This window comes from Halarcobacter sp. (assembly GCF_963675975.1).
In the GTDB taxonomy this organism is placed as follows: Bacteria; Campylobacterota; Campylobacteria; order Campylobacterales; family Arcobacteraceae; genus Halarcobacter.
The window spans coordinates 1178549-1201204 of the sequence record NZ_OY780939.1 but is presented as its reverse complement, the minus strand read 5'-3'; the positions used below and the strand labels follow the sequence as shown (position 1 = coordinate 1201204).

The following is a 22656-nucleotide window of genomic DNA, read 5'->3' as shown; positions in this document are numbered from 1 at the left end:
AATCTACACTCTAAACTTAAGTTTATCTCTTCCTTCATTTTTTGCTTCATATAAATACTTATCTGCTCTTTCTAATAAAATATCTAAAGATTTATCTGTAGCTATTTTTTTATCAAAACCTATACTAACACTTACATTAACAGATTTATCATCTACTTTTAAATCTATAGCTTTTATTTTATTTTTTATTGTTTCTAGTTTTGCAATAACATCATCTTGATTATCGCTAACTAAAATTATACTAAACTCTTCTCCACCTAATCTACCAAAAATATCATTTTCATCTAATAAAAGTTCAATAGTTTGTGTAAACTCTTTTAAAACCTCATCACCAATATTGTGTCCATATGTATCATTTATACTTTTGAATCTATCTAAATCTAACATAGCAACATATAAATCATAAGGTTCATCAAGGGAAGCTTCAAATAATTCTATACCTTTTTTAAAATAGCTTCGTCTATTGTCTATCCCTGTTAAATAGTCTTTTTCTGATAGATATTTTAATTTTTTATTTGCTTGTTGTAGTTTTTTTGATTGAATAGCTAGTTTTGCATGGGTTTTAATCATCGAAGCTTGTATCTCTTTTTGTTCAGAAATATCTACTAAAATAGTATATTTTACTGTTCTTCCATCTGGCCAACTAATAAGCTCATCAAAAGCCTGAAACCATTTATCTGTAGCTTCATCAAAAAAACTACTTATTAATTTCTCATTTTTATATTGTCTACTTCTTTGTTTTAAATCAGGAACTTTGCACCAAGAACAAATCTCTTCTTGCCCAAATACTTTTTTCCAACAAAACTCCTCTCTTGGAGCAAATAGACTTTCACTCATCATTTTATTTGCATATACAACTTCATAAGTTTCTACATCAACTGCATATGCAGCAAAGGGAATTACATCTAATAGAGCTTCAAATAATCTATTCTCTTGCATAAGAACTCCTAAAATTCATCATCATCTAACAAATATAAATCTTCTGTTTCATCATCTTTTGAATATTCAGGAAACACTTCTGCAATACTTTGAGATAATTTATCTTCAGTAATTGGTTTTAACATATATCCAACAGCCCCTGCTTGAATAGATTTAATTACCATATCTTCTTGTCCGTGAGATGTAACCATTATAATTTTTGCATCTGGATTATCTTTTATGATATGTTTTACAGCAGTAATCCCATCCATATCTGGCATTGTGATATCCATAGTTACTAAATCTGGTTTCTTTGCACTATATGCTTCTATAGCTTCTTTTCCATTTTGTGCTGCAAAAACAACTTCATGACCTAATTTTTCAATACTTTTTGTAATTTTTTTTCTAATAATTAATGAATCATCTACAATTAAAACTTTTAACATCTTTTCACCTTATTTAATTTCATCTTTTGAGCCAACAGCACTAAATACAAGCTCTCCAAACTCTGTTTTAACTATTGCACTTATAATTTTTGAATCTTTATGTTTATATATACTACTTGCATCATTTACTGAGATTGGTGGAGTTATAGTTATACCTTTTCCTCTATTTGGAAATGTTGGTAAAGCTAAGCCTAAAATTGTATTTAAAACCTCTCCAGCCACACTATCTTCAACCTCTTCTTTCTCTTCCTCATCAACCTCTTCACCTTCCATAAAAAGTTCAACAAGTTTAGATAAGATTTGATTATCAAAACTAATCACAATCATAGTGTTTAGTTTTCCACCAGTACCAATCATTGAGGTTTTATTTTTTAAAATCAATTTCTCAGGACTTGTTATCTCAATATCATTACTATTTAAGATAGAAATTTCCATATCCTCTTCAAAAAACAACTTAGCCTGTAAAATTAATGAATCCAAAATCATTGATGCTCCTTTTATCTTGGAATAATAAACTCAAATGTAGTTCCAACCTCTTTTTGTGTAGTAATATTTATTGTTCCATTAAGTTTTAATAACTCATCTTTTACAACAGACATACCAACACCACGACCTGAAACTGTACTTATTTTTTCAGCAGTAGAAAACTTATCTTCAAAAATCAATTCTAAAATTTCATCTTTAGACATATTTGATATGTCAATTCCAAGAGTTTCAGCTTTAGATTTTACTTTATCTATATCAATCCCTTTACCATCATCAGCTATGATTATGTGTAAAGAGTTTTCATCTTCAGAAATAGTACAACTTATAGTACCTATCTCATCTTTATCTTTTTCAAATCTTTCTTCCATAGTTTCTATTCCATGGTCAACACAATTTCTAAATACATGCACTAAAGATTTTATAAAAGGTTTAACTTCATCTTTAACCAATAACTCTTTATTTACAATAATATCTAAAGGATAGATATGTTTTTTTAACTGTAAACTTAATTGGTCAACTAACTTTGTGTATGAATTAAACATTGTATATATAGGTCTATCTCTTAAACTTTTAATATCATCAATTACATGTTCATACTCTTTAAATAAACCACTTTTTTGAGAAATTTCACAAATCTCTTCTTCTATTTTACTAAGAGTTTCCTCTTTTACAACTATTTTTCCACGCTTATTAAATAGTTCATCACCTAAAATAGATTTTATAGTGTCAATCTCTTTATTTAAATATTCATCAAAATCAATCTGCTTTAATAACTCTATTAAATTTTCATTTGTTGTATTTTGTTCTTTTAAAAGTTTAGATAATACTGTTTCAAATTCATGCAGTTTTTTTACTAAAAACTTCATCTCTTTTTGAGAGAACAAACCTTTGAAGGTATGAATTGTACGATATAATACAGTTGTATTATGCAATGAAGTTTTAGTTTTGTCCACTGTTGAAAGTTTACTTGAACTAAAAGTTCTAAACTCATCTATTAGTTCAAAGAACTCATCACTGTCAGTTATAACTGATACAATCATTTTAAGAGTGTCTCTCTCTTTTTTTATCTTTTTCTCTAAAAGTTTTTTAGCAGTAATATCAGTAAATATCAACATAAATCTTTGTTTTTCAATAAGTTTATATTTTACATGTATTGCTTTTCTATTTATTCTAAACTCTTCTTGAAGTAAAGAGATAATATTTTTTATTTTAAGCTCATTTGTTTCACCAAATAGGGAACTTAATGTTTCTTCAAAAAACTCTTTTTTATCTTTATTATCTTCATATAACAATTCCCCAATAGAGATTCCTGCTATCTCTTTTTTAAATATTTTTCTACACTCATTTGAGTATTCAGAATCTATTATTAAATCATTTGAAAATGAAAGGAAACCTTGGTCAGCATTATCAAGTAAAGAAGATATTTTTTGTGTTCTTTCATTTATTCTTTCTTCTAAATTTGTATTTAATTCATATATCTCTTCATGTAATTTGGCACTCACACTTATATTTTCATTTAAACTTTTTGCCATTGTTCCAAATTCATCATTGGTATTTATTTCAATTTTATTTGCATGGTCATTTTTATTTTGTAAAAATAAAAAGAAATCATTTAGCCCTGTATTAAGTGTTTTTAGTGGATTTAGAACCCTTTTATAAGTAAGATATAAAATCATCATAAACAAAATAAGTGCTATAACAACTAAAATAAATACTTGATTATATATAGCTTTGTTTGTATCATCTTCTTGTTTTTTATTACTCTCTTCAAGTTTTTCAAAAAGATTTTCTTTAGATTTTTTAAACTTATTAATAATTACACTATCATCATAATAAACCTCAACAAAACCCAAATCAAGATTATCTGCTTCCCAAAATATCTTTTGTTTTATAGTTTTAAAATCGCTTTTATTGAAATTTGCTTTTTTAATATCTGTTTCTAAATCTTTTCCATTTTTATATAAAGCATAAAAAACACTATTTGAATCTTTTTCAAATATTTCAATAGCTTTTATATTTGAAACCTCTAAAAAGTTTTTAAGAGTTTGTCCTATTGATTCAATATCATAATCATATACATATTTAGAACTAACCCTTGAGATAGTTTTAGCTATAAAATTTAAATTGTTTTTTTCCTCTTCAAGTCTATTCTCTTTATCATTTTCAAACTGCTCAATAATTTTTTGTGAGTTTCTTACTTGAGCTTCTTTCATAATAGTTTTTTCACTGCTAATGAAAAAATATAAAAGTGCAGTAAATAGTATTGTAACTATAAGAACTAATGGGATAATTATTCTATAAGCTAATTTCATATTAGTATTTTTTTACTATTTTTTCTAATGTTCCATCTTTATGCATCTCATTTAATGCATTTTGAAACGCAGCAACTACTTCATCAGATGTATCTTTATGAAAAGTGAAATAGTGTCCCAATTTTTGTAATACATATACAACTTCATAATCATAAAATGATATATTATTTGCTTTCATAGCCCATTTTGCTACATCAATAGAATAAGAAAACATATCAATTCTTTTTGCATCTAGTTTTCTAATTGATTTTAAAATTGCATTTTTTCCAGAAACTGATTGAAGATTTTCTTTTGAAATTCCTTTGTTTAGAAGCATAAGCTCCCCAACATCGTTTAGTACAGTTCCTATTTGATATTTTTCTAAATCTTTTAGTGAATTAATTTTTATATTAGAATCTTTTCGTGCAATAAGTCCATTGATATTATATCCAAAAGGTCCAACCCATTTAAAAAGTGGTTCCCTCTCTTTTGTTCTTGAAGTACTGAAAAGTACGCTGTTTTTCTTTTTTTGAACTATGTTATATGCTCTTGACCAAGGCATTAATTCAAAATCTTGTTTAGTTTGAGAGGAACCAACTCTTTTAAGTAATTCATCAAAAACCTCTACCCCTATTCCAGCAAGATTCCCATCTTTATCTTCCATATTTAAAGGAGGATAGTTTTCTGTCATAATTTTGAATTTAGGAATTTCAACAGCTTGTACGTAAACAATCATAAGTATTACTAATATAATTTTTTTCATAAGTTCACTTTTTTACTCTAGAATATAATTATATTGTACTTAAAATATGTTATTTTTTGATTACAAAAAACAATATATTTTATACAAAAAAATAAATTTTTTCTTTTTGTAACTTATTTCTTTTTTATTTCAAATCTTTGAGGTCTTACAGTTAGTTCTGTAATAACTCCATCAAAGTTAATAACCTCTAATACTGTTTTTGCAATTTGAGAAGGTAGAAGATGAGAGTTTTTATTATCAGATGGTTCAAAATTAAACTCATCAAAAAAGTTTGTTTTAGTCAGATCTGGATTAATATTTGTAACTTTTACATCACTTTTTCTAAGCTCTTCAAATAAGCTTAATGAAAAGTTTCTAAGTCCTGCTTTTGTAGCTGTATATAAAGCCGAAAATTTAGAGTGCCTAACTGCTTCTATTGAAGAGATATTTATAATATGCCCTTTAGTTTTTTTAAGACTTCTTAGACATAAATTAGACAATATTATTGGTGCAGTTAGATTTACATCAATCAACTCTTTTATTTTATTAACTGATATCTCTTCATGGGGTTTAAAAATGCCAAGTCCTGCACAATTTATAAGAAGATTTATATCTTTATTTTTAAGAAGACTTTTTATCTCTTTTTCTAAACTTTTTGAATCTTCTAATCTACTTTTTAATCTAATTATTTCGTAATTATTCTCTTCTAAAGTTTTACAAATCTCTTTTCCAATTCCAGAAGAATAACCAGTAACTATTGCTAATTTTTTCATTATTTATTCTGCTTTGCTTATTATGTCTTTTTTCATTTTAATTCGTATGTAAAATAAAATAAAAACTGCTAATAATATTAAAATTGAAACTATAATTATCTTTAGATACTCATCAATTAATTCTTGATTTGAACCAATAAAATAACCTAATAAAGCTAAAATAAGTACCCAAATCCCAGCACCTAAACTTGTATATAAAGAAAACTTCCATATATTCATTTTAGCTAAACCTGCAGGTAAAGAGATATATTGTCTAACAGCAGGTATTAATCTTCCACTAAAAGTAGATATATGTCCATGTTTTGCAAAAAAATCTTCCATTTTTTCTAAAGTTTCCTCTTTAACTAAAACATATTTGCCATATTTACTTAAAAATTTTCTTCCAAATTTTACAGCTAAAAAATAGTTAAATACTGCTCCTGCTAAGCTTCCTGCAATACCAGCGAAAACTGCAAGAGCTAAGTTCATTTCACCTTTGTATGCCAAGTATCCAGCTGGAACCATTACAATTTCTGATGGAAAAGGGAAAAAAGAACTCTCTAAAAACATCATTATAAAAATTCCCATATAACCTAAACTGCCAACAGTTTCTACTACAAAATCTACTATTTCATGAAGCATTAAGTGCCTTATTTTTAATTTTAAAATTGAAGTTTAACAAAAAAGCTATTAATTCTAATTTGTTTTAGTAACAGGAATCCCTATTATAAATTCTGCACCTTTATAGATTTTTCCTTCATATTCATAAGTTACATTATGAACTTCAATAGTTCCTTTTAACTGTTTTGTTACAATTTGATAAGTCATATATAAACCTAATCCTGTGCCAATAGATTCATGTTTTGTAGTAAAATATGGATCAAAAATCTGATTCATAATATTTGTACTAATACCTCCGGCATTATCTTTAAAATGAAGATATAAAGTATTTCCTGTTTCTTCTAGTGAGATAAAAAAGTATCTTTTGTCTTTGTGTTTTACATATTCTGCTAAAGCATCTTTTGCATTATTATAAATATTTATCAATGCTTGGGTTAAAATATTTTCATTGTTTTCAATAAATATATCTTTAGCTTGGGAATCATCTACTAATTCAATAAAATTATGCATAAATGAATCTTTAGTAAGATTTGTAATTTTTTCAAGAGTTTCTCTTATATTAAATCTTTTTATTTTTGTCATATCCCCTTTAAAGAAACTTCTAAAATCTTCAATGGTATTAGATAAATATTGTGCATAATTATTTACATCATCTAAAACAGTTAATACTTTTTCTTTAGGAATTTTATCTTCTTTATCCATCTCTAATAAAAACTTTAGACCTGTTGCAGAAGTAGAAATTATAGATAAAGGTTGTCTCCATTGGTGAGCTATATTTTCTAACATCTCTCCAATTGCAGCTGTTCTTGATTGTTGAAGAATCAATTTATCTTGTTTTTTCTGTTTTGTTATATCACTAAAAAGCCCAATATAATTGCAAATATGTCCACTCTCATCATATATTGCATTAACAGTTAATAACTCTTGATAAATATTACCGCTTTTGGTTTTGTTATGAATCTCTCCACTCCAATAACCATTTGTTCGAACTTCTCTCCATAAATCTTTATAAAAATCGTCATCATGAACTCCCGATTTTAATACAGATGGATCAAGCCCAATAACCTCTTCAAGTTTATATCCAGTAATCGTTTCAAAAGATTTATTTACATTTAATATTTTCCCTTCATCATCTGTAACTAAAATCCCATCATGGGTATTTTCAAATACATTATGGGCTTGTAAAAGATCACTTTCTAACTCTTTTCTACTTGTAATATCTTGTATTGTTCCAAAAAATGAAATCACATTTCCTTCTCTATCAAAAGAGAGTTCACCTAACATATGAACCCATCTAATAGAGTTAGTTTTTTTATTTATAATTCTATATTCAGTATCAAATTTTTTGTTCTCTTTATAGATGCCATCAAAATATTTTTTTACTCTTTCTTTATCATCTTTATGGATTAAATTTGACCAGACTCTAAAATGTTTTATTATTTTTTCATCAAAACCAAATATCTCATCAATAATATATGAATTTGTAAATATATCATCCTTGATATTATAGTTATAATGCCCTATTTTTGCAATTTTTTGAGCTTCTTCTAACTCTTCTTCCACTTTTTTTAATTCGGTAATATCTTGTAAAATTCCGGTAAATCTAACAACTTTTCTATTTTCAATTATTGGATTTCCTATAACCCAAACTTTTCTTATCTCGAAACCTCTATAGATTCTATATTCAAAAGAGAAAGAGCTTTTCTTTTTTAAAGCTTTATTTATTATTCGTTTGTATCTTTTTTTATCATCTTTGACAACAAAGTTTTTAAAACTTTCAAAATCAATTAAAATGCCCTCTTCTAAACCAAATATCTCATATGATATTTTTGAAAACTTCATAATATCATGTGTTAAATTCCACTCCCAAGTACCAAGTTTAGCTATTTTTACAGCATTGTCCAAAGTTTCTTTGATAGTTTTTAGTTCTAAATTGTTTTGTTTAACTATATTTTTATCGGTAATATCAACATTTAAAGTTGAATAACCAATTACATTTTCAGTATCATCAATAATAGGTGTGATTGTAGATTTTAACCAATATGTTGTTCCATCTTTTCTTAAATTTTTTCTTTCACCCTCCCAAGTGTCAGACTCTTTTGTAAGTTTTTGCAACTCTTCTATTTTTGGAGTTTCAGAATTTGGAAAAACATTTTTTATATAAGATTCACCTATTAGTTCATCTTTTGTATATCCTGATATTTTACAATAAGCATCAGATACATTTACAATATTCCCTTTTAAATCTATTGTTGAAGATATTATAAATTTATCTATTAGATTTATATATCTTTCAATATCTTTATTAACTTTTTCTATCTCTAATCTTTGTTGGTGTTCTTCATTGTATTTCTGAGTTAGATTCTCGTTTAATCTACTAAGACCATTGTATTTTTCTAGTTTTTTTAAACCATCCATAACAATAGTCATATCGTTATGTGCTCCAACCATTCTATATGGTTTGCCATTTTTATCTCTAATAGCCATACCTCGACATCTAATCCAAGCAGTAGAACCATTTGCATGTTTATATCTTAAAATTTGGTCATAGGGGTGATTTGGGTTTTCTAAGTGTTTGTTAAAATTGTCAATTGCTAGTTTTAAATCCTCTTCATTTACTAGCTCTTGCCATTCTGAAGAGAGATTTTTCTTTTTATTTGGGTCATATCCTAAAACTTTCCAAAACTTATCACTCATCCATTGGTTTTTAGGATTTTCCAAATCCCAATACCAAATACCATCAAGTGAAGCAGATTGAATGAAGTCAAAAATTGATACATCATTTTTTATATATTCATCAAGTTCAGCTTTTAAATAATGTTTATCCCCCATACTTTAATCCAACTTTCAAATTTAAACACTGAATAATTATTTTTTTTTAGCATTAATTATTTTTGGTATATTTTAGTATTATTACCTTAAAAGCTACATAATTAGAATATATTAATATTTTTAATCTATTTTTATATCATTTTTCCCTTTAAACTCTTTTTCATTTGCACTTGAAACCACTTGTTTTGAAATAGTATCAGTTTGTTGAGCAATATTATCAGTTTGTTGAGCTATATTTGCATTTTCTTGTGTTTGCTTATCTAAGCTAGCTACACTTTCATTTATTTGAGAGATACCAATTTGTTGCTCTTTTGAAGAATCTGAAACAGCTTTTATTAACTCCATAGTATTGTTTATATTTTTACTAAGACTAATATACCCCTCAATCATTGAATCAGATATCTGTTTCCCTTCATTTGCTTTTAGATTTGCATTTTCAACTAAATCTTTAATCTCTTTTGCTGCTTCTGCTGATCTTGCTGCAAGATTTCTAACCTCTTGTGCAACTACTGCAAAACCCTTTCCAGCTTCACCTGCAGTTGCTGCTTCAACTGCTGCATTTAGTGATAAAATATTTGTTTGAAATGCAATTTGATCGATAACTGTAATAGCTTCATTAATAGCGCTTACTTGATTGTTTATCTCATCCATAGCTAAAGTTGTTTTTTGTGCTAACTCTTCTCCACTCTTAACAGAAGAGTTTACCTCTTGTGAATATGAAGCCATTTTTTGTACATTTTGATTATTTGAAATTATATTACTGTTTATCTGCTCTAAGGCTGCAGATGTTTCTTCAATAGATGCAGCTGCAAGATTTGTATTACTAGCTAGAATTTTTACACTATCTATTAATCTATCTGAACTATCATCAAGTTTAAGACCATTTGTTTTATTTTCAATAAGCATTTCAGTTATAGAATCCCCTAAATGGTTAACTCCATTTGCTAACTTTAATAAGTGTTCTTTTAATCCCTTTGAATCAACTTTTTGTAAATAGTTATATTTAGTATAAGTTTCTAATACTTCTAATATATTTTCAATATTTGCTTCTAAATTATTACCCATATCATTAATTACATTTTTTAATTCATTTAATGCTGGATTATCAGATGTTGTACTAATTCTTTGTGATAGATCTCCTTGTTCAAACTCAGATAAAACTTTTACTGTTTCATTTATTAAATTTCTATCTTTTTCTATTCCAACTTTTGTTTTATTAATATTTTTATTTACTACTTTTGACATCAAACCTATCTCGTCATTTTTTGATTCATCTAAATAAACAACATCTTTTGTTTCATTATTTAAATATTTAAAAAATGACATAAGTCCATTTTCAAACTCTTTTATAGGTTTTATAATTGAGCTTCTTAAAAGATAAACTGAAATAAATATGATTAGAATTAAAACTGCAAAAGAGATTGAAGCTAACATAATATTTAATCTTATACTTCCTGCCAAAGCTTCTGCATCGGCAATTTCTGAAATGATTGCCCATTGTTTATCAAACACTTTAAGTCCAGAATAAGCACTTAAATATTTTTTTCCATCATCTTTAACAATAATTTTTGCACCTGTTTTATTTTTTAAGGCTTCAATTGTTGCTTCATTTTTTATCTCATGTAAAGCGATACTTGTTTTTGATTTTTTAACATGCTCATTTTCAATTTGATTTAAATATCTGTGATTGTTTCTCATCTTATAATCACTACCAATTAAAAAAGAGTTTCCACTTTTTCCCAAGCCTGCATTTTCATAGTTTCCATTAAAATTCATAATTGAATCAATTTTATCTGTAGGAAATTGAATTATTAAATTTCCAACTCTTCTATTTTGATTATTAAATACAGGTGTTGCTAAAAAAGAAGCAGGAGTATTATAACTTGGCGCATAAGGTTCAAAATCAGAAAAAGAAACTTCACCTTTTTTAAGTTTATAGGCTATTTTATTAGCTTTTGCAATTGCGCTGTTTGAATATGGACCTGTAAGTAAATTTGTAGCATAATCTTTCTCTTTAAAAGTACTATAAATAACTGTTCCTTTTAAATCCACAAGAAAAATATCATATAAAGAAAACTTCTCTAAAATTGTATTAAAAGTTTGATGGAATCTTGTATGGGCAAAGGCATAATTGTTGAAAAAAGTATTTGATTGGTTTAATTTATTTTTTTCTCCAATTTTTTCTTCATTTTTTATAATATACATATATTGGGCTAAAATTCCATTATCATCTTGAGGCAAATATTTTTCAGTCTCTTTTTTTGCTGGAATATCTGGTAGATTAAAATTTATTTTGCTTAAATAAAACTCTTCATAATGTTTTTTAATCTCTTCTTTTACTTTTGGCATATCTACTTCAGAGCTAGATTGTGCTGAAATAGTATAAAAACCTCTAATAAACTCATTAAAAGCATCTTGTGTTGATGCAGAGTTTGCAGTAGAAATAATTAAACCTTCAATAGTTTTAAAATATTCAGAAATATGTTGTTTTTTTGCTTCAGTTATAGATTTTAACTGGGTTAGTTTTTCCTCTTCTGAATGTTTTATACTTTCACTTACACTAATTGATAAGATTACAACTGATAAGAACAATAAACTACCAATAATTAGTAGCATTAACTTCATATTTATACTAAGATTTTTCACAAGTTTCCCTATAATAATTTAAATTTTTCATATCTTACTAAAAGATAGTAGTGAAAAGGTGTTATGAAAAACTTAGTACAAATAATTTTTAAATTTTTTGAATCTCTTTGAATTTTTTACTCTTTTTATATGCTATAAATAAAGAAATAATCAAAAAGAATAAACTAGCTAAAACTGTATATAAAAATGCGATTTTTTTTAATTCTACTGTTTTTTTAAATCCCCCACTTGGAGCAAGACCATCTTTTACAATATCATTGTCTCTTACTAAAACATAAACCCAATATGACTCAGAAGGTATATTTAAAACTAATCCATCTAATGTTAGTTTTCCTTTAGCTAAAACTCTATTGTCAAACATAGATATAAGTCTTACTTCGTTTCCACCTAAAGCTTTTTTAGATTTACTAAAAAATGCTTTTACTAATATTTTATCACCTTCAAGTTTTTCCAAACTCATGTCAACACCTGCAACCCTATGAGCAAAAACTAAACTTGAACAAAATATCAATAAAATAAATACTCTTTTAAGAAGCATAACTTATCCTTGAATAATTTGATAAAAATTTTATTTTATACATATATTTATATAATAGAAAAAACATCACACTTAAAACTAGTATTGTTAAATCCACATATAAAACTGGGTGCATTTTTCCTGATTGAGTCAAGATAACTAAATACTCACTGGCTTTCATAATATGGGCAATAACTGTTGCAAATAAAAATGCCGAAGTTTGAAAACATAAAGATTTCAATAAATCAATAAGATCCTCAAAATAAGTACTTAAAAATAAAGTAAAAGCCCAATAGGCATAAAAACAACCTTTTATCCAAATTACTCGTTCAAAAAGCTCTTTAGGTATTGCCCAATATAGAAACAAGCATAAAGCAGTAGCAGGTATTATTCCAAACATAATAGAGATTGAAAATCTATTTAAAAAACTATAATAGTGCAAATTATCCTTATATTTTTGGGCTTTTTTACTACTATAAATTAAAAAACCAAAGGCTAAAGAGATTAAAAAAACAATCCCTAAAAAAGCATAAATAATCCTTACCATAGTGGTTTCATCAGGTAAAAAATGGAAAAAATAAAATCCTGATAAAAAGTTTTTTATTCCATGGGAATTATCTAAGGTTCTTTTCTCTAATACTGAACCATCAACACCACTTAACACTATATATTGTCTATTTATTCGACCTGTTAAAATCCTGTTATCATTTAAAAATCCTGAAAATTTGATTTTTGCATTTTTATCATTCCATTGTAAAAGTGTTATTTTCTTAATCTCTAAATTTTTATATGAGTTTTGTGCTTTTTGCATCAAAAAATCGATATTTAACATCTTTGCTTTTTGTGAAACTTTAGGTATTTTGTCTCTTGGAAATAGAGTTGGTGAAACTAGTGCTCGCATATTTGAAACTTCACCTTTAGATGCACTATAAGCAAATCCTGATGAAGTACTTAACATAAATCCTAACATTGCTCCTGTAATTGAAAATACAATTATATAAGGTAATAAAAATAAAGATAAATCCCTATGCCATTTAAAATTTATAGTTTTTTTAGCTTTATGTTTATTTATAAACAACATAACTCCACTAAGAATTAGAAATATCATTAAAATTGAAGCTATCCCCATCAAAAGTTGACCTATTTTTGGAATATTTCTTCCCACATGCAAGTCATTGAAAAAATTATGTAAAAAAGAACTATCTGAGGTTGTATCTAGCATCTTTAAATTATATGGATTTATATATTTTGTTCTTGATGCGGGATCATTTATTGCTATTACATCATCTTTATAATTTGGTAAAATAACCTCAACTTTATTGGTAGAAAACCCCTCCTCTTGAATAGTTCTATTTACTAACTCATCTAAAGTAAAATTGTAACTATCCTCTTTTACAAAATATCTAGATGGATTTTCCCACATATGTATTTGGGGTTTAAAAAGTGTAATTGTTCCAAAAAATGCAGATATATAAAAAAAGAATAAAGCAAACAAACCTAAATTTGTATGTGCTTTTATCAAAAATTTTAAATTTAAGTTTTTTAATTTCATCTAAAATCCTATATAAACTATTAAAAATGTTATAGTTAAAACTAAAACAGAAAAAATAGCTTTTTTAAAAAAAGAGTTTAAAGTTTCACTAAATAAAAAATATAAACCATAAATAGATACTAAAACAGGAGTTAAAACTATAGAGGGAATAATTCTATGTGCATAATCCCCATAAGCAATTAGAGTAAAAATCATCATAGTTAGATAAGCACAAATAAAAGAGATAATACAGGCTAATAAGCCATGAACCAAGCCAATTTTTGACTTAGGTTCATTTAGATATTTTTTGATATCTTTCATACTTTAACTTTTAGAATCTATAAGATAAAGTTACTTTAAAATTTCTTCCAGGATCATAATCGTTTGCATCTCCTGAACCAAATCTTGGATGGTTGAAATATTGATTTACAGAAGCATGAGAAGTATATGTTTTATCAAAAATATTGTCTACACCTGCAATAATTTTTAGACCTTTAACACTTTTTGGCTCATATTTAACAGCGATATCATGGACAGCATATCCCTCTTTTCTATCAACATTTAAATTACTACTTGGATCATCTTCATCAAGTACAACTATTGATTTCCAAGATAATTCAAGCTCTTTATTTACTTTATATTTTAGATTTAAACTAAATTTATCCCCAGCTTCTTCTGTTAAAGAATCTCCTGTATCTTCAAAATCAGATCTTGTATGTGTATAAGTCAATAAAGAACTAAAGTTATTTAGATTATAAGCAAAACTTGATTCAATACCATAAATATTTAGTTTACCACCATTATAAGCTTCATCAAATGTATCTCCATCAATATCATCATAATCAAGATAATCTTTAATTGTAGTCTTGAAATATTTTGTTGAGAACCCAATATTATCTGCACCTAAAATATTGTTATCAATATATTTAAATCCAATCTCACTATTTAAACCAGTTTCTGATTTGATATTTGGGTTATTGTCATAACTTGTTCTAGCAGTTGATAATACCTCAACCATCTCTACACCTTTAAACAAAGAAGTAGAACTTGCAAATACACTAAAATTGTCATTAAAAGAATAATCAGCGGCTAATGAGTAAGTGAATTTATTGTCATTTACATCACCATTTAAACCATCTAATTTATAGTTATTAAATCTAATTCCAGGTGTTAAGATTAATCCATTATCAAAATCAATTGCATTTTGAACATATAAGCCTAATGATTTTGCTTTTTCATCATCTCCATATTGAAGACCATCATTAGTTACTGCACTTGATTGAATATCATATTCAGCACCATAAGTAAATGTATGTAAAATATTTCCTGTTTCTATATTTGATTGAGCTTTTGTATTAATCCCATAGTTTTTAACTTTTCCATGAATATTTGCACTTGTAGCTCCACCTGGTCTTACACCTGTTACTCCATCAATATACTCAAATCTATCAATAGTGTGTAAACCATAATATAAAGAGGTATCTAAAATTAGATTTTCACCAAGATTTAATTCATGATTTAAAGTATATGTATCTCTTGTAAATTTTGTTGGATAAGTTGCATCACCAGAAATAATTCTATTTGCTGCTGCACCAAAGTTTGGTCTAGGAACATAATCCCCTTTATCTTGCAATCTATCATATGAAAAAGTGATAGATTGAGAATCACTAATATCATAATTATATTTTCCTAAGAAATTATAAATCTCTCCATCTACACCAAAAGTTTTGTTACCTTCACCATCTTTCCAGTTTCCATTGTCTAGATATTTATAATAAAGTAAAAAATCTGATTTATCAGAAACTTTTCCAAATCCAGTTAATGAACCACCTTTACTTTTATTACTATTATAGTTAGCTTCAACTATACCTCCAAAAGATTCACCTTTTTGAAGCATATCTTTACCATCTTTTGTTTCAAACTCAACAGCCCCACCTAAATCTCCATGGATAACTGAGTTATTTCCAACTTGTATTTTTGCTTTTTTTAATATAGCTGGATTAATTCTAAGATTACTCATATGATGGAAAATATCAACATTTGGCATTTTTGCACCATCAATTGTAATATCAATATTTTCGTCTCTTATTCCTCTAATAGTAAGCTTATTGTTAATTGAGTGACTTCCCCCAACATCAACACCTGGAATATCTCTTAATAAATCACTTAAGTGATCAGCTTGTCTTGTTTCAATAGAAGTTTGGTTTAGATTGATAGAAGAACTTACAACTTCTACATCTGTAGATGTTACTTCAACTTCATTTAATGTTGTAGTCTCAGCAAGGGAATGAGTACTTAATATTGCGAATGAAGTAATTGCGCTAAGTAAAATATTACTTTTTTTCATTTTTTTCCTTTGTGTGTATTAGTAATTAAAAAAAATTTTTGGAGTTTAGCCATATTTTATTTAATTAAACTTTAAAATGATAATGAGTATCATAACTAATCCAAATCACAATAAAATCACAAAAAGGCAATTTATGACAAAATTTCCAAATTTACTTACTAAAGAGATTAGTGTACTAATAGTTGAAGATGAAACACTTTTAGCTCTTGGGATGGAATACTCTTTAGAAGAGTTTGGTTATGAAGTTTCAGGAATCGAGACTACCGCTGATGGAGCAATTAAACATGTATATGAAAATCTACCTGATATCATATTAATGGATATAAACCTTAAAGGTATAAAAACTGGAATTGAAGCAGCCAAACAAATCTGGAATACCCATAAAATACCAGTGATTTTTTTAACCTCTTATTGTGATGATAAAACTATAAAAGAAGCAATGCTTAGTGAACCATATGGATATTTGATAAAACCTTGTAGAGATGAAGAGTTAAAAGTAGCAATACAAACTGCCCTTCATAAACATAACTATTTTTATAAAAATAAAAATACGCTAGAGAATAAAAAAAATATAAATCTAAGAATAAATTGTGAAAATGGTTTTTCATATGATAAAGCTAAAAATCTCTTATTTAAAGATGAAGAGATAGTAAAATTAACTGGAAATGAGATAAAACTTTTTGATATCCTAACTGATTATCCAAATGAACCTGTGAGTTTTGAAAGAATATACAGCTATATTTGGAGAGATGAAATTAGTGATATGGGAAGGTTAAGAACTCTTATATATAGAGTTAAAAATAAACTTGGAGTAAACCTTATAGAGAATATTTTTGAGATGGGTTATAAATTAAAACTTAAATAGATGCCAATAAATAAATCATACTCTTTAAATACAAAAATTACCTTTTCTTTTATCATCTTAGGTTTTTTTCTATTAACAATTTTATTTATTCAAATAATCCCAAATATGAAGAAAAAACAAAAAATTGAGAAAAAAAATCAAATAGAAAATATGATTACTCTTACTAATGAACAACTAAAACTTGCAACAAAACTTATAATACACTCAAGACAAGCAAAAATAAAAGAAGTGGAATCCAAATTAAACTCCTTATTAGAAAAAAACATATTAAAATTTAAATCTAAAGAACAATTACTTACAAATCTTAATAAAAAAGAGGGGTGTGATTTTTTCTTTCTTGAGGATAAAAAAGAGAATCTTTTAGAAGAGCAAAAACAGCTTCTTAAAATAGATAAATTAACTTTATATTCTGGCAATAAAACACATATGTGCCCAAAAATGACTCAAGATTTTTTTTATACAAAAATTGTAAATAACAATACTTTAGTTACAAGATGTGCTGCAAATATATTTGTAGATAAGCACAATGATTTAGAGATACAAATAAAAGATGATTTGCAAAAAAGCTTTAATCTAACACATGGTGAACATAAAGGAAAAATAAACCTAATTTGGATTAATACGAAACATAAAAATTATGATTCAAAACCTTTATATGATATAAATGATGAAACTTATAATATGAAATATTGTTTAAGTAGAATGTCTAGTGTTAGAATACCTCAAACAGGTAAACTAACAGGCAAACAGATAGTTGAAGCCTCAAACAAAGAACCAATTTATCATCTATTAAACACAAAAGAAAACCCTAATACCTATGATAAAGCAGCTTTTACTTGGGTAAAAGATTTAGATACAAAAGGGGATGTAAAACTTTATTTTCTAACAACAATGTATGAAGAGGATTTTAATAGAAATTTCATCTCTCCTTTATTAAATATTGTGCCTGCTGCAATATTTTCTTTAGTTATTGCAATTATATTAGGTTTTTTTCTTTTTAAAAGATTATTCAAAAGCATAAATATTTTAACAACAACAGCAAAAGAGGTAAATAAAGGAAATATAAATATAAGAAACAATCTTCAAGGAAATGATGATATTGCACTACTTGGAAAAGCATTTGATAATATGCTTGATTCAATAAAAGAAAATATTGAAAACTTAGATAGAAATGTAGAAGAGAAAACAAAACAGCTAAGTGATTCCCTTGAAGAAAAAGAGACTTTGTTAAAAGAGATTCACCATAGAGTAAAAAACAATTTGGCAATGACTATAAATCTAATAAAACTGCAAAGTAGAAAAATTGAAGATAAAAAAACGAAACAAATACTTATTGATATAGAAGAAAGAATTTATACTATGGAGCTTTTACATAGGAAACTTTATGAGTCAAAAGATTTAAACTCAATAAATTTTAGAAAATATATAAAAGAGCTTTGTAATGATTTAGAGAAAACCTATTCAAATTCAAAACAAATATCTATTGAATACGATTTTGATGAGATAAATATGAACATAGAGTATGCTTTACCTTGTGGAATTATTATAACCGAGTGTGTAACAAACATATATAAATATGCTTTTTTGAGTAATCAAGGCAATATAAAAATAGGTTTTAAAAAAGAAAGAAATAGCTGTTTTCTAACAATTGAAGATAATGGTATAGGTTTACCAAATAGTGTTGATTTTAATAAGCCTAAAACTTTAGGATTGAAATTAATAACTTCCATTGTAAAAGGTCAATTGCTTGGAAATATCAATTATAAATATGAAGATGGAGCAAAGTTTTCTATAGATTTTAGTATCAATTAAGATAATTGTTATCAATATTGATATATACTTCTAAAATGATTAGTAAATTTATCTTAATAGTTTCAATAAGCTTTGTACTGTTTATACATTTTACTATTTTAAACAATCAAAAGCCCATAAAAAAAGAAGTTGTAGTATCTAAACCTACAACAATCTCTAAAATATCTTTTCAAAAAGTGGTAATAAAAAAACAAAAACCAAAAAAAATTGAGAAGAAAAAAGAGCTTAAAAAAGTTGTTAAAAAACCAATAAAAAAAGATTTTAAAAAAATTGTTGAAAATAGTAAAAATAAAGTTCTAAAAAAAGTACCAGAAAAAAAATTGGTAAAAAAAGAGGAAGTTAAAAAAGAAAAGAAACTTGTAAAAAAACAAGAGCCTAAAACTGCACCAAGTGTTATGAAAAAAGTGGCAATTGTTAAGCCTCAAAAACAACTAATCTCAAATGAGAAAAAAGATTTTATTGAAAATGAATATTTATCAAAACTAAGAGACCTAATAGAAAAAAATAAAACCTATCCTAAAAGAGCAAAAAGGCTTAAACAAGAAGGAAAAGTATTAATTAGTTTTGAGATATTAAAAGATGGAACAATCAAAAAAATTAATCTAAAAGACCCAAGTAGATTTAAAAGACTCAATAATGCAGCTCTTGATTTACTTAAAAAAATAAATAGATTCCAACCTATACCAAAAGAGTTAGAAAAGAGTAGCTGGATTATCGATATTCCAATTAGTTACAGCATATACAATAGTTAGGAGAAAAAATGTTTTTAGTTGATTTAGTAAGTGAATTAAATCTTATGGAATATATAAATAGAGGTGGAATTATAGTTTATATTCTAATTGCACTAAATATATTAGGATTTTCAATAATGTTATGGAAATTTATTGAACTTTTTATTGCAAAATTTCAAAAAGATTCAACTGCAAATAAGATAACAAATCTAATAAAAGAAAATGATGATAAATATGAAGAAAAAGTTTTAAGAAATGCTTTAGATAAATACTTAAATAAACTAGAATCTGGATTAAATACTATAAAAATCATAGCTTCAATCTCACCACTTTTAGGACTACTTGGAACTGTAATTGGAGTATTAAACTCTTTTGATTCTATTTCTAAATCAGGTTTAGGAGATCCAGCTATATTTTCTACTGGTATCTCAATTGCACTGGTAACTACAGTTGCAGGACTTATTGTTGCTATTCCTCACTATATAGGATACAACTATTTAATAGGTTTTATTGATAATTTAGAACATAAAATTGAAGAAAGAGTTATAGTAAAACTATGAGAAAAAAAAGAGAAACTATAGCTCCTGATTTAACACCAATGATTGATGTGGTGTTTATATTATTGATATTTTTTATTGTTTCTTCGGTATTCAAAAAAGAGGAACTTGCACTTATTTTAGACCTTCCCTCTTCAGAGGCTCAAGAAGTAGAAATAGAACCTAAACATATCTCACTGGAAATAAGTAAAGATGAGTTTGCTATTTATGGAAAAGTTGTAAGCTTAGAAGAATTAGATAAACATCTATCAAAAGTTACAGATAAAAATAAAAATATCATTGTAAGAATTGACAAAAATGTTGTTTATGAAAAGGTAGTAAAAGTGCTTGATAGCTTACAAAAATATAGTCTAAATAATTTATCTCTAGTTACAAATAAGGAAAAATAAAAAGATAACATAAAAAACTAATTTTTATATTTATAAAAACTTTTATCTAATTACTAATAGAATACATAATACAAATATATGTAAAAATATTATTATTGATTTAAAAAGGTTTTTTATGCCAAATATAAAACACACAAAAATAAAAATACTTTATATTGAAGATGATTTAGTTGTTCAAAAATCAATTAGTAATATTTTGAAAATGATAGTTTCTACTGTCCATTGTGCTAGTAATGGAGAAGAAGCAATCAGTATTTTAGAAAAAGAGAATTATCAACTTGATATTATCATAACAGATATTAGAATGCCAAAACTAAACGGTTTAAAGCTTGTAGAACATTTAAGAGAAAAAAATCTAGAAATACCTGTTATCATCACAACTGCTTTTAATGACATAGAATACTTAAAAAAAGCCATTGAGTTAAAGATTGATAAATTTATAGAAAAACCTATAGATTTAAATAGTCTTTTAAAAGAAGTGGAAAAAATCATAAATATCGTTACAACAAAAAAAGAGCTTGAAAGAAAAAAAATACAGCTTGAAAACTACAAAAAAGTTATAAATTTAACAAATTATGTTGTTGAGCTTACACCAGATGGACAAATAACTTCAGTATCAGATAATCTAAAAGCTTTTTTCAAAGAAAATTTAGGTTTTGAGATAGAGTTTAATAACCTGTTTCAGGTTGGACAACATTACGATTATGAAAATGAAGAGATTGGTTCTAAAGATAAAATAAGAGAAGTGATGTTTTCAAAGATTATGAATTTTGAGATTTTTTCAAAAGATATTGTTCTTAATATAAATAAAAATTTTTTTACTTTAAATATGACAGGATTTGCTTCTTATATAGAAGAGGATGAGATAAAAACCATAAGTATTATTTTGAAAAATTTAACTGATACACTAAGAAAAAAAAATGAAAAGATTGAAGAGTTATATAAAGATTTAGTAACAGAATTACCAAATAGACACTCTCTTATAAACTATCTAAATAAAGAAGAAAAAAAAGCATCTTTAGTTTTAGTTAGCTTAGATAATTTTAAAAAATACAAACAAACTTATGGCTTTGTATTTGCAGATAATATTTTAAAAAATTTAGCTAATGAGATAAAAAACTACTCTTTAAAAATTGATTCAAATAAAAAAACTTTTTATAAACTTGAAAGCTCTATTTTTGCAATAGTTGTAGAGATTAATGAAGATTCAACTACAAATCAGATAAAAGAATTTGCACAAAAACTAATAGATTATTTTGATAAGTATATTGTTAAAATTGATAAACTAACTATAGATATCTCAGTAACCATAGGTTCAAGTACTTTAGGAACTACAGATTTATTACTTGAATCATTTATTGCGTTAGATGCAGCATATACAAGTAAAAGCCCCTATAAATGTTATAAAGAATTAAAAAATCCTAAAGATATTTATATAAAAAATATCACAATGCAACAAAAAGTTAAAAAAGCTTTAGCAAAAGATTTAGTGGTTCCCTACTTTCAACCAATTGTTGATAAAAATATGAATCTAATAAAATATGAATCTCTAGCAAGAGTTATAGACCCAGATGATAATAAAAATATCATCTCACCATATTTCTTCCTAGATGTTGTTCAAGACTCAAAAGTATATGAGATATTTACCATGACCATGATTAAAAAATCAATTGAAGCTTCACTGCTTTTTAAACAATCAATAAGTATAAATCTATCATATGAAGATATTACAAACCCAGTAATAATAAACTATTTGGAAAAAGTACTTAAAAATCATCCTTATCCTATTACTTTAGAATTTTTGGAATCTGAAGGTTTACAAGATATTGAAAAAACAAACAATTTTTGTAGCATTATGAAAAGTTATGGTGCAAAAATAGCTATTGATGATTTTGGTTCTGGATATTCAAACTATGATTACTTTTTTGATGTTCCACTTGATGTAATTAAACTTGACGGTTCAATAGTAAAAAGAATTACAGATTATAAAGGTTATATTCTTATAGAATCTATAGTCTCTTTTGCCAAAAAATTAGATATAAAAGTTATAGCAGAGTTTGTAGAAGATGAAATAATTTTTGAAAAACTAAAATCTTTGGATGTTGATTATTATCAAGGATACTATTTTGATAAACCAAAACCTTTAGAAGAGATTTTAAAGAAAACATAAGTA

The 22656-nt window shown here is 26.0% G+C and carries 19 protein-coding genes; 6 read left to right on the top strand and 13 right to left on the bottom strand.

Annotation, left to right across the window (positions count from 1 at the left end; all coding sequences use genetic code 11):
• Positions 1-3 precede the first annotated feature (3 nt).
• The 13 genes from ACKU3H_RS05945 to ACKU3H_RS05885 form a co-directional block, all read right to left on the bottom strand.
• The gene (locus ACKU3H_RS05945) at positions 4-939 is read right to left on the bottom strand and encodes a GGDEF domain-containing protein (protein ID WP_320036058.1); all 936 of its coding nucleotides are present in this window, start codon (positions 937-939) and stop codon (positions 4-6) included.
• Positions 940-947: 8 nt separating this feature from the next.
• Complete coding sequence (locus ACKU3H_RS05940; protein ID WP_320036057.1) at positions 948-1364, bottom strand: response regulator; 417 nt, start codon at positions 1362-1364, stop codon at positions 948-950.
• A gap of 9 nt (positions 1365-1373) precedes the next feature.
• Positions 1374-1850 (bottom strand): chemotaxis protein CheX, encoded by a 477-nt coding sequence (locus tag ACKU3H_RS05935; RefSeq protein WP_320036056.1) that lies wholly within the window; start codon positions 1848-1850, stop codon positions 1374-1376.
• Between the two features lie 11 nt (positions 1851-1861).
• Entirely contained in the window at positions 1862-4162 is a 2301-nt protein-coding gene (locus ACKU3H_RS05930) for an ATP-binding protein (RefSeq protein ID WP_320036055.1), read from the bottom strand.
• Between the two features lies 1 nt (position 4163).
• Positions 4164-4904, bottom strand: a complete 741-nt coding sequence (locus ACKU3H_RS05925; protein ID WP_320036054.1) for an ABC transporter substrate-binding protein — start codon at positions 4902-4904, stop codon at positions 4164-4166.
• Positions 4905-5017: 113 nt separating this feature from the next.
• On the bottom strand, positions 5018-5656 hold the full coding sequence (locus ACKU3H_RS05920) for an SDR family NAD(P)-dependent oxidoreductase (protein ID WP_320036053.1): 639 nt from the start codon (positions 5654-5656) through the stop codon (positions 5018-5020).
• A 3-nt stretch (positions 5657-5659) separates the two neighbouring features.
• A complete protein-coding gene (locus tag ACKU3H_RS05915; RefSeq protein ID WP_320036052.1) occupies positions 5660-6277 on the bottom strand; it encodes a DedA family protein in 618 nt (205 codons plus the stop codon).
• Between the two features lie 54 nt (positions 6278-6331).
• Positions 6332-9088 (bottom strand): PAS domain S-box protein, encoded by a 2757-nt coding sequence (locus tag ACKU3H_RS05910; protein WP_320036051.1) that lies wholly within the window; start codon positions 9086-9088, stop codon positions 6332-6334.
• A 120-nt stretch (positions 9089-9208) separates the two neighbouring features.
• The gene (locus tag ACKU3H_RS05905) at positions 9209-11734 is read right to left on the bottom strand and encodes a methyl-accepting chemotaxis protein (RefSeq protein ID WP_320036050.1); all 2526 of its coding nucleotides are present in this window, start codon (positions 11732-11734) and stop codon (positions 9209-9211) included.
• Positions 11735-11822: 88 nt separating this feature from the next.
• The gene (locus ACKU3H_RS05900) at positions 11823-12272 is read right to left on the bottom strand and encodes a hypothetical protein (protein WP_320036049.1); all 450 of its coding nucleotides are present in this window, start codon (positions 12270-12272) and stop codon (positions 11823-11825) included.
• Positions 12262-13803 carry a PepSY-associated TM helix domain-containing protein gene (locus ACKU3H_RS05895; protein ID WP_320036048.1) on the bottom strand — a complete coding sequence of 514 codons (1542 nt, stop codon included), beginning with the start codon at positions 13801-13803 and terminating at the stop codon, positions 12262-12264. Before ACKU3H_RS05895 ends, ACKU3H_RS05900 begins: the two co-directional genes overlap by 11 nt.
• Positions 13804-14103 (bottom strand): hypothetical protein, encoded by a 300-nt coding sequence (locus ACKU3H_RS05890; RefSeq protein WP_320036047.1) that lies wholly within the window; start codon positions 14101-14103, stop codon positions 13804-13806.
• A gap of 10 nt (positions 14104-14113) precedes the next feature.
• Positions 14114-16129: a TonB-dependent receptor domain-containing protein gene (locus tag ACKU3H_RS05885; RefSeq protein ID WP_320036046.1), complete on the bottom strand. Its 2016-nt coding sequence runs from the start codon at positions 16127-16129 to the stop codon at positions 14114-14116.
• Between the two features lie 133 nt (positions 16130-16262).
• Here ACKU3H_RS05885 and ACKU3H_RS05880 point away from each other — a divergent pair, with 133 nt between their 5' ends.
• From ACKU3H_RS05880 to ACKU3H_RS05855, 6 genes are all read left to right on the top strand, one after another.
• A complete protein-coding gene (locus ACKU3H_RS05880; protein ID WP_320036045.1) occupies positions 16263-16994 on the top strand; it encodes a response regulator in 732 nt (243 codons plus the stop codon).
• Between the two features lie 105 nt (positions 16995-17099).
• Positions 17100-18806 (top strand): histidine kinase dimerization/phosphoacceptor domain -containing protein, encoded by a 1707-nt coding sequence (locus tag ACKU3H_RS05875; protein WP_320036044.1) that lies wholly within the window; start codon positions 17100-17102, stop codon positions 18804-18806.
• 35 nt (positions 18807-18841) lie between these two features.
• Positions 18842-19558: an energy transducer TonB gene (locus ACKU3H_RS05870; RefSeq protein WP_320036043.1), complete on the top strand. Its 717-nt coding sequence runs from the start codon at positions 18842-18844 to the stop codon at positions 19556-19558.
• A gap of 8 nt (positions 19559-19566) precedes the next feature.
• Positions 19567-20097 carry a MotA/TolQ/ExbB proton channel family protein gene (locus ACKU3H_RS05865; protein WP_320036042.1) on the top strand — a complete coding sequence of 177 codons (531 nt, stop codon included), beginning with the start codon at positions 19567-19569 and terminating at the stop codon, positions 20095-20097.
• Entirely contained in the window at positions 20094-20483 is a 390-nt protein-coding gene (locus ACKU3H_RS05860) for a biopolymer transporter ExbD (RefSeq protein ID WP_320036041.1), read from the top strand. The genes ACKU3H_RS05865 and ACKU3H_RS05860 overlap by 4 nt, the downstream gene beginning before the upstream one ends.
• Before the next feature lie 115 nt (positions 20484-20598).
• Positions 20599-22653, top strand: coding sequence for an EAL domain-containing protein (locus ACKU3H_RS05855; RefSeq protein ID WP_320036040.1), 2055 nt, complete (start codon positions 20599-20601; stop codon positions 22651-22653).
• Positions 22654-22656: the final 3 nt, after the last annotated feature.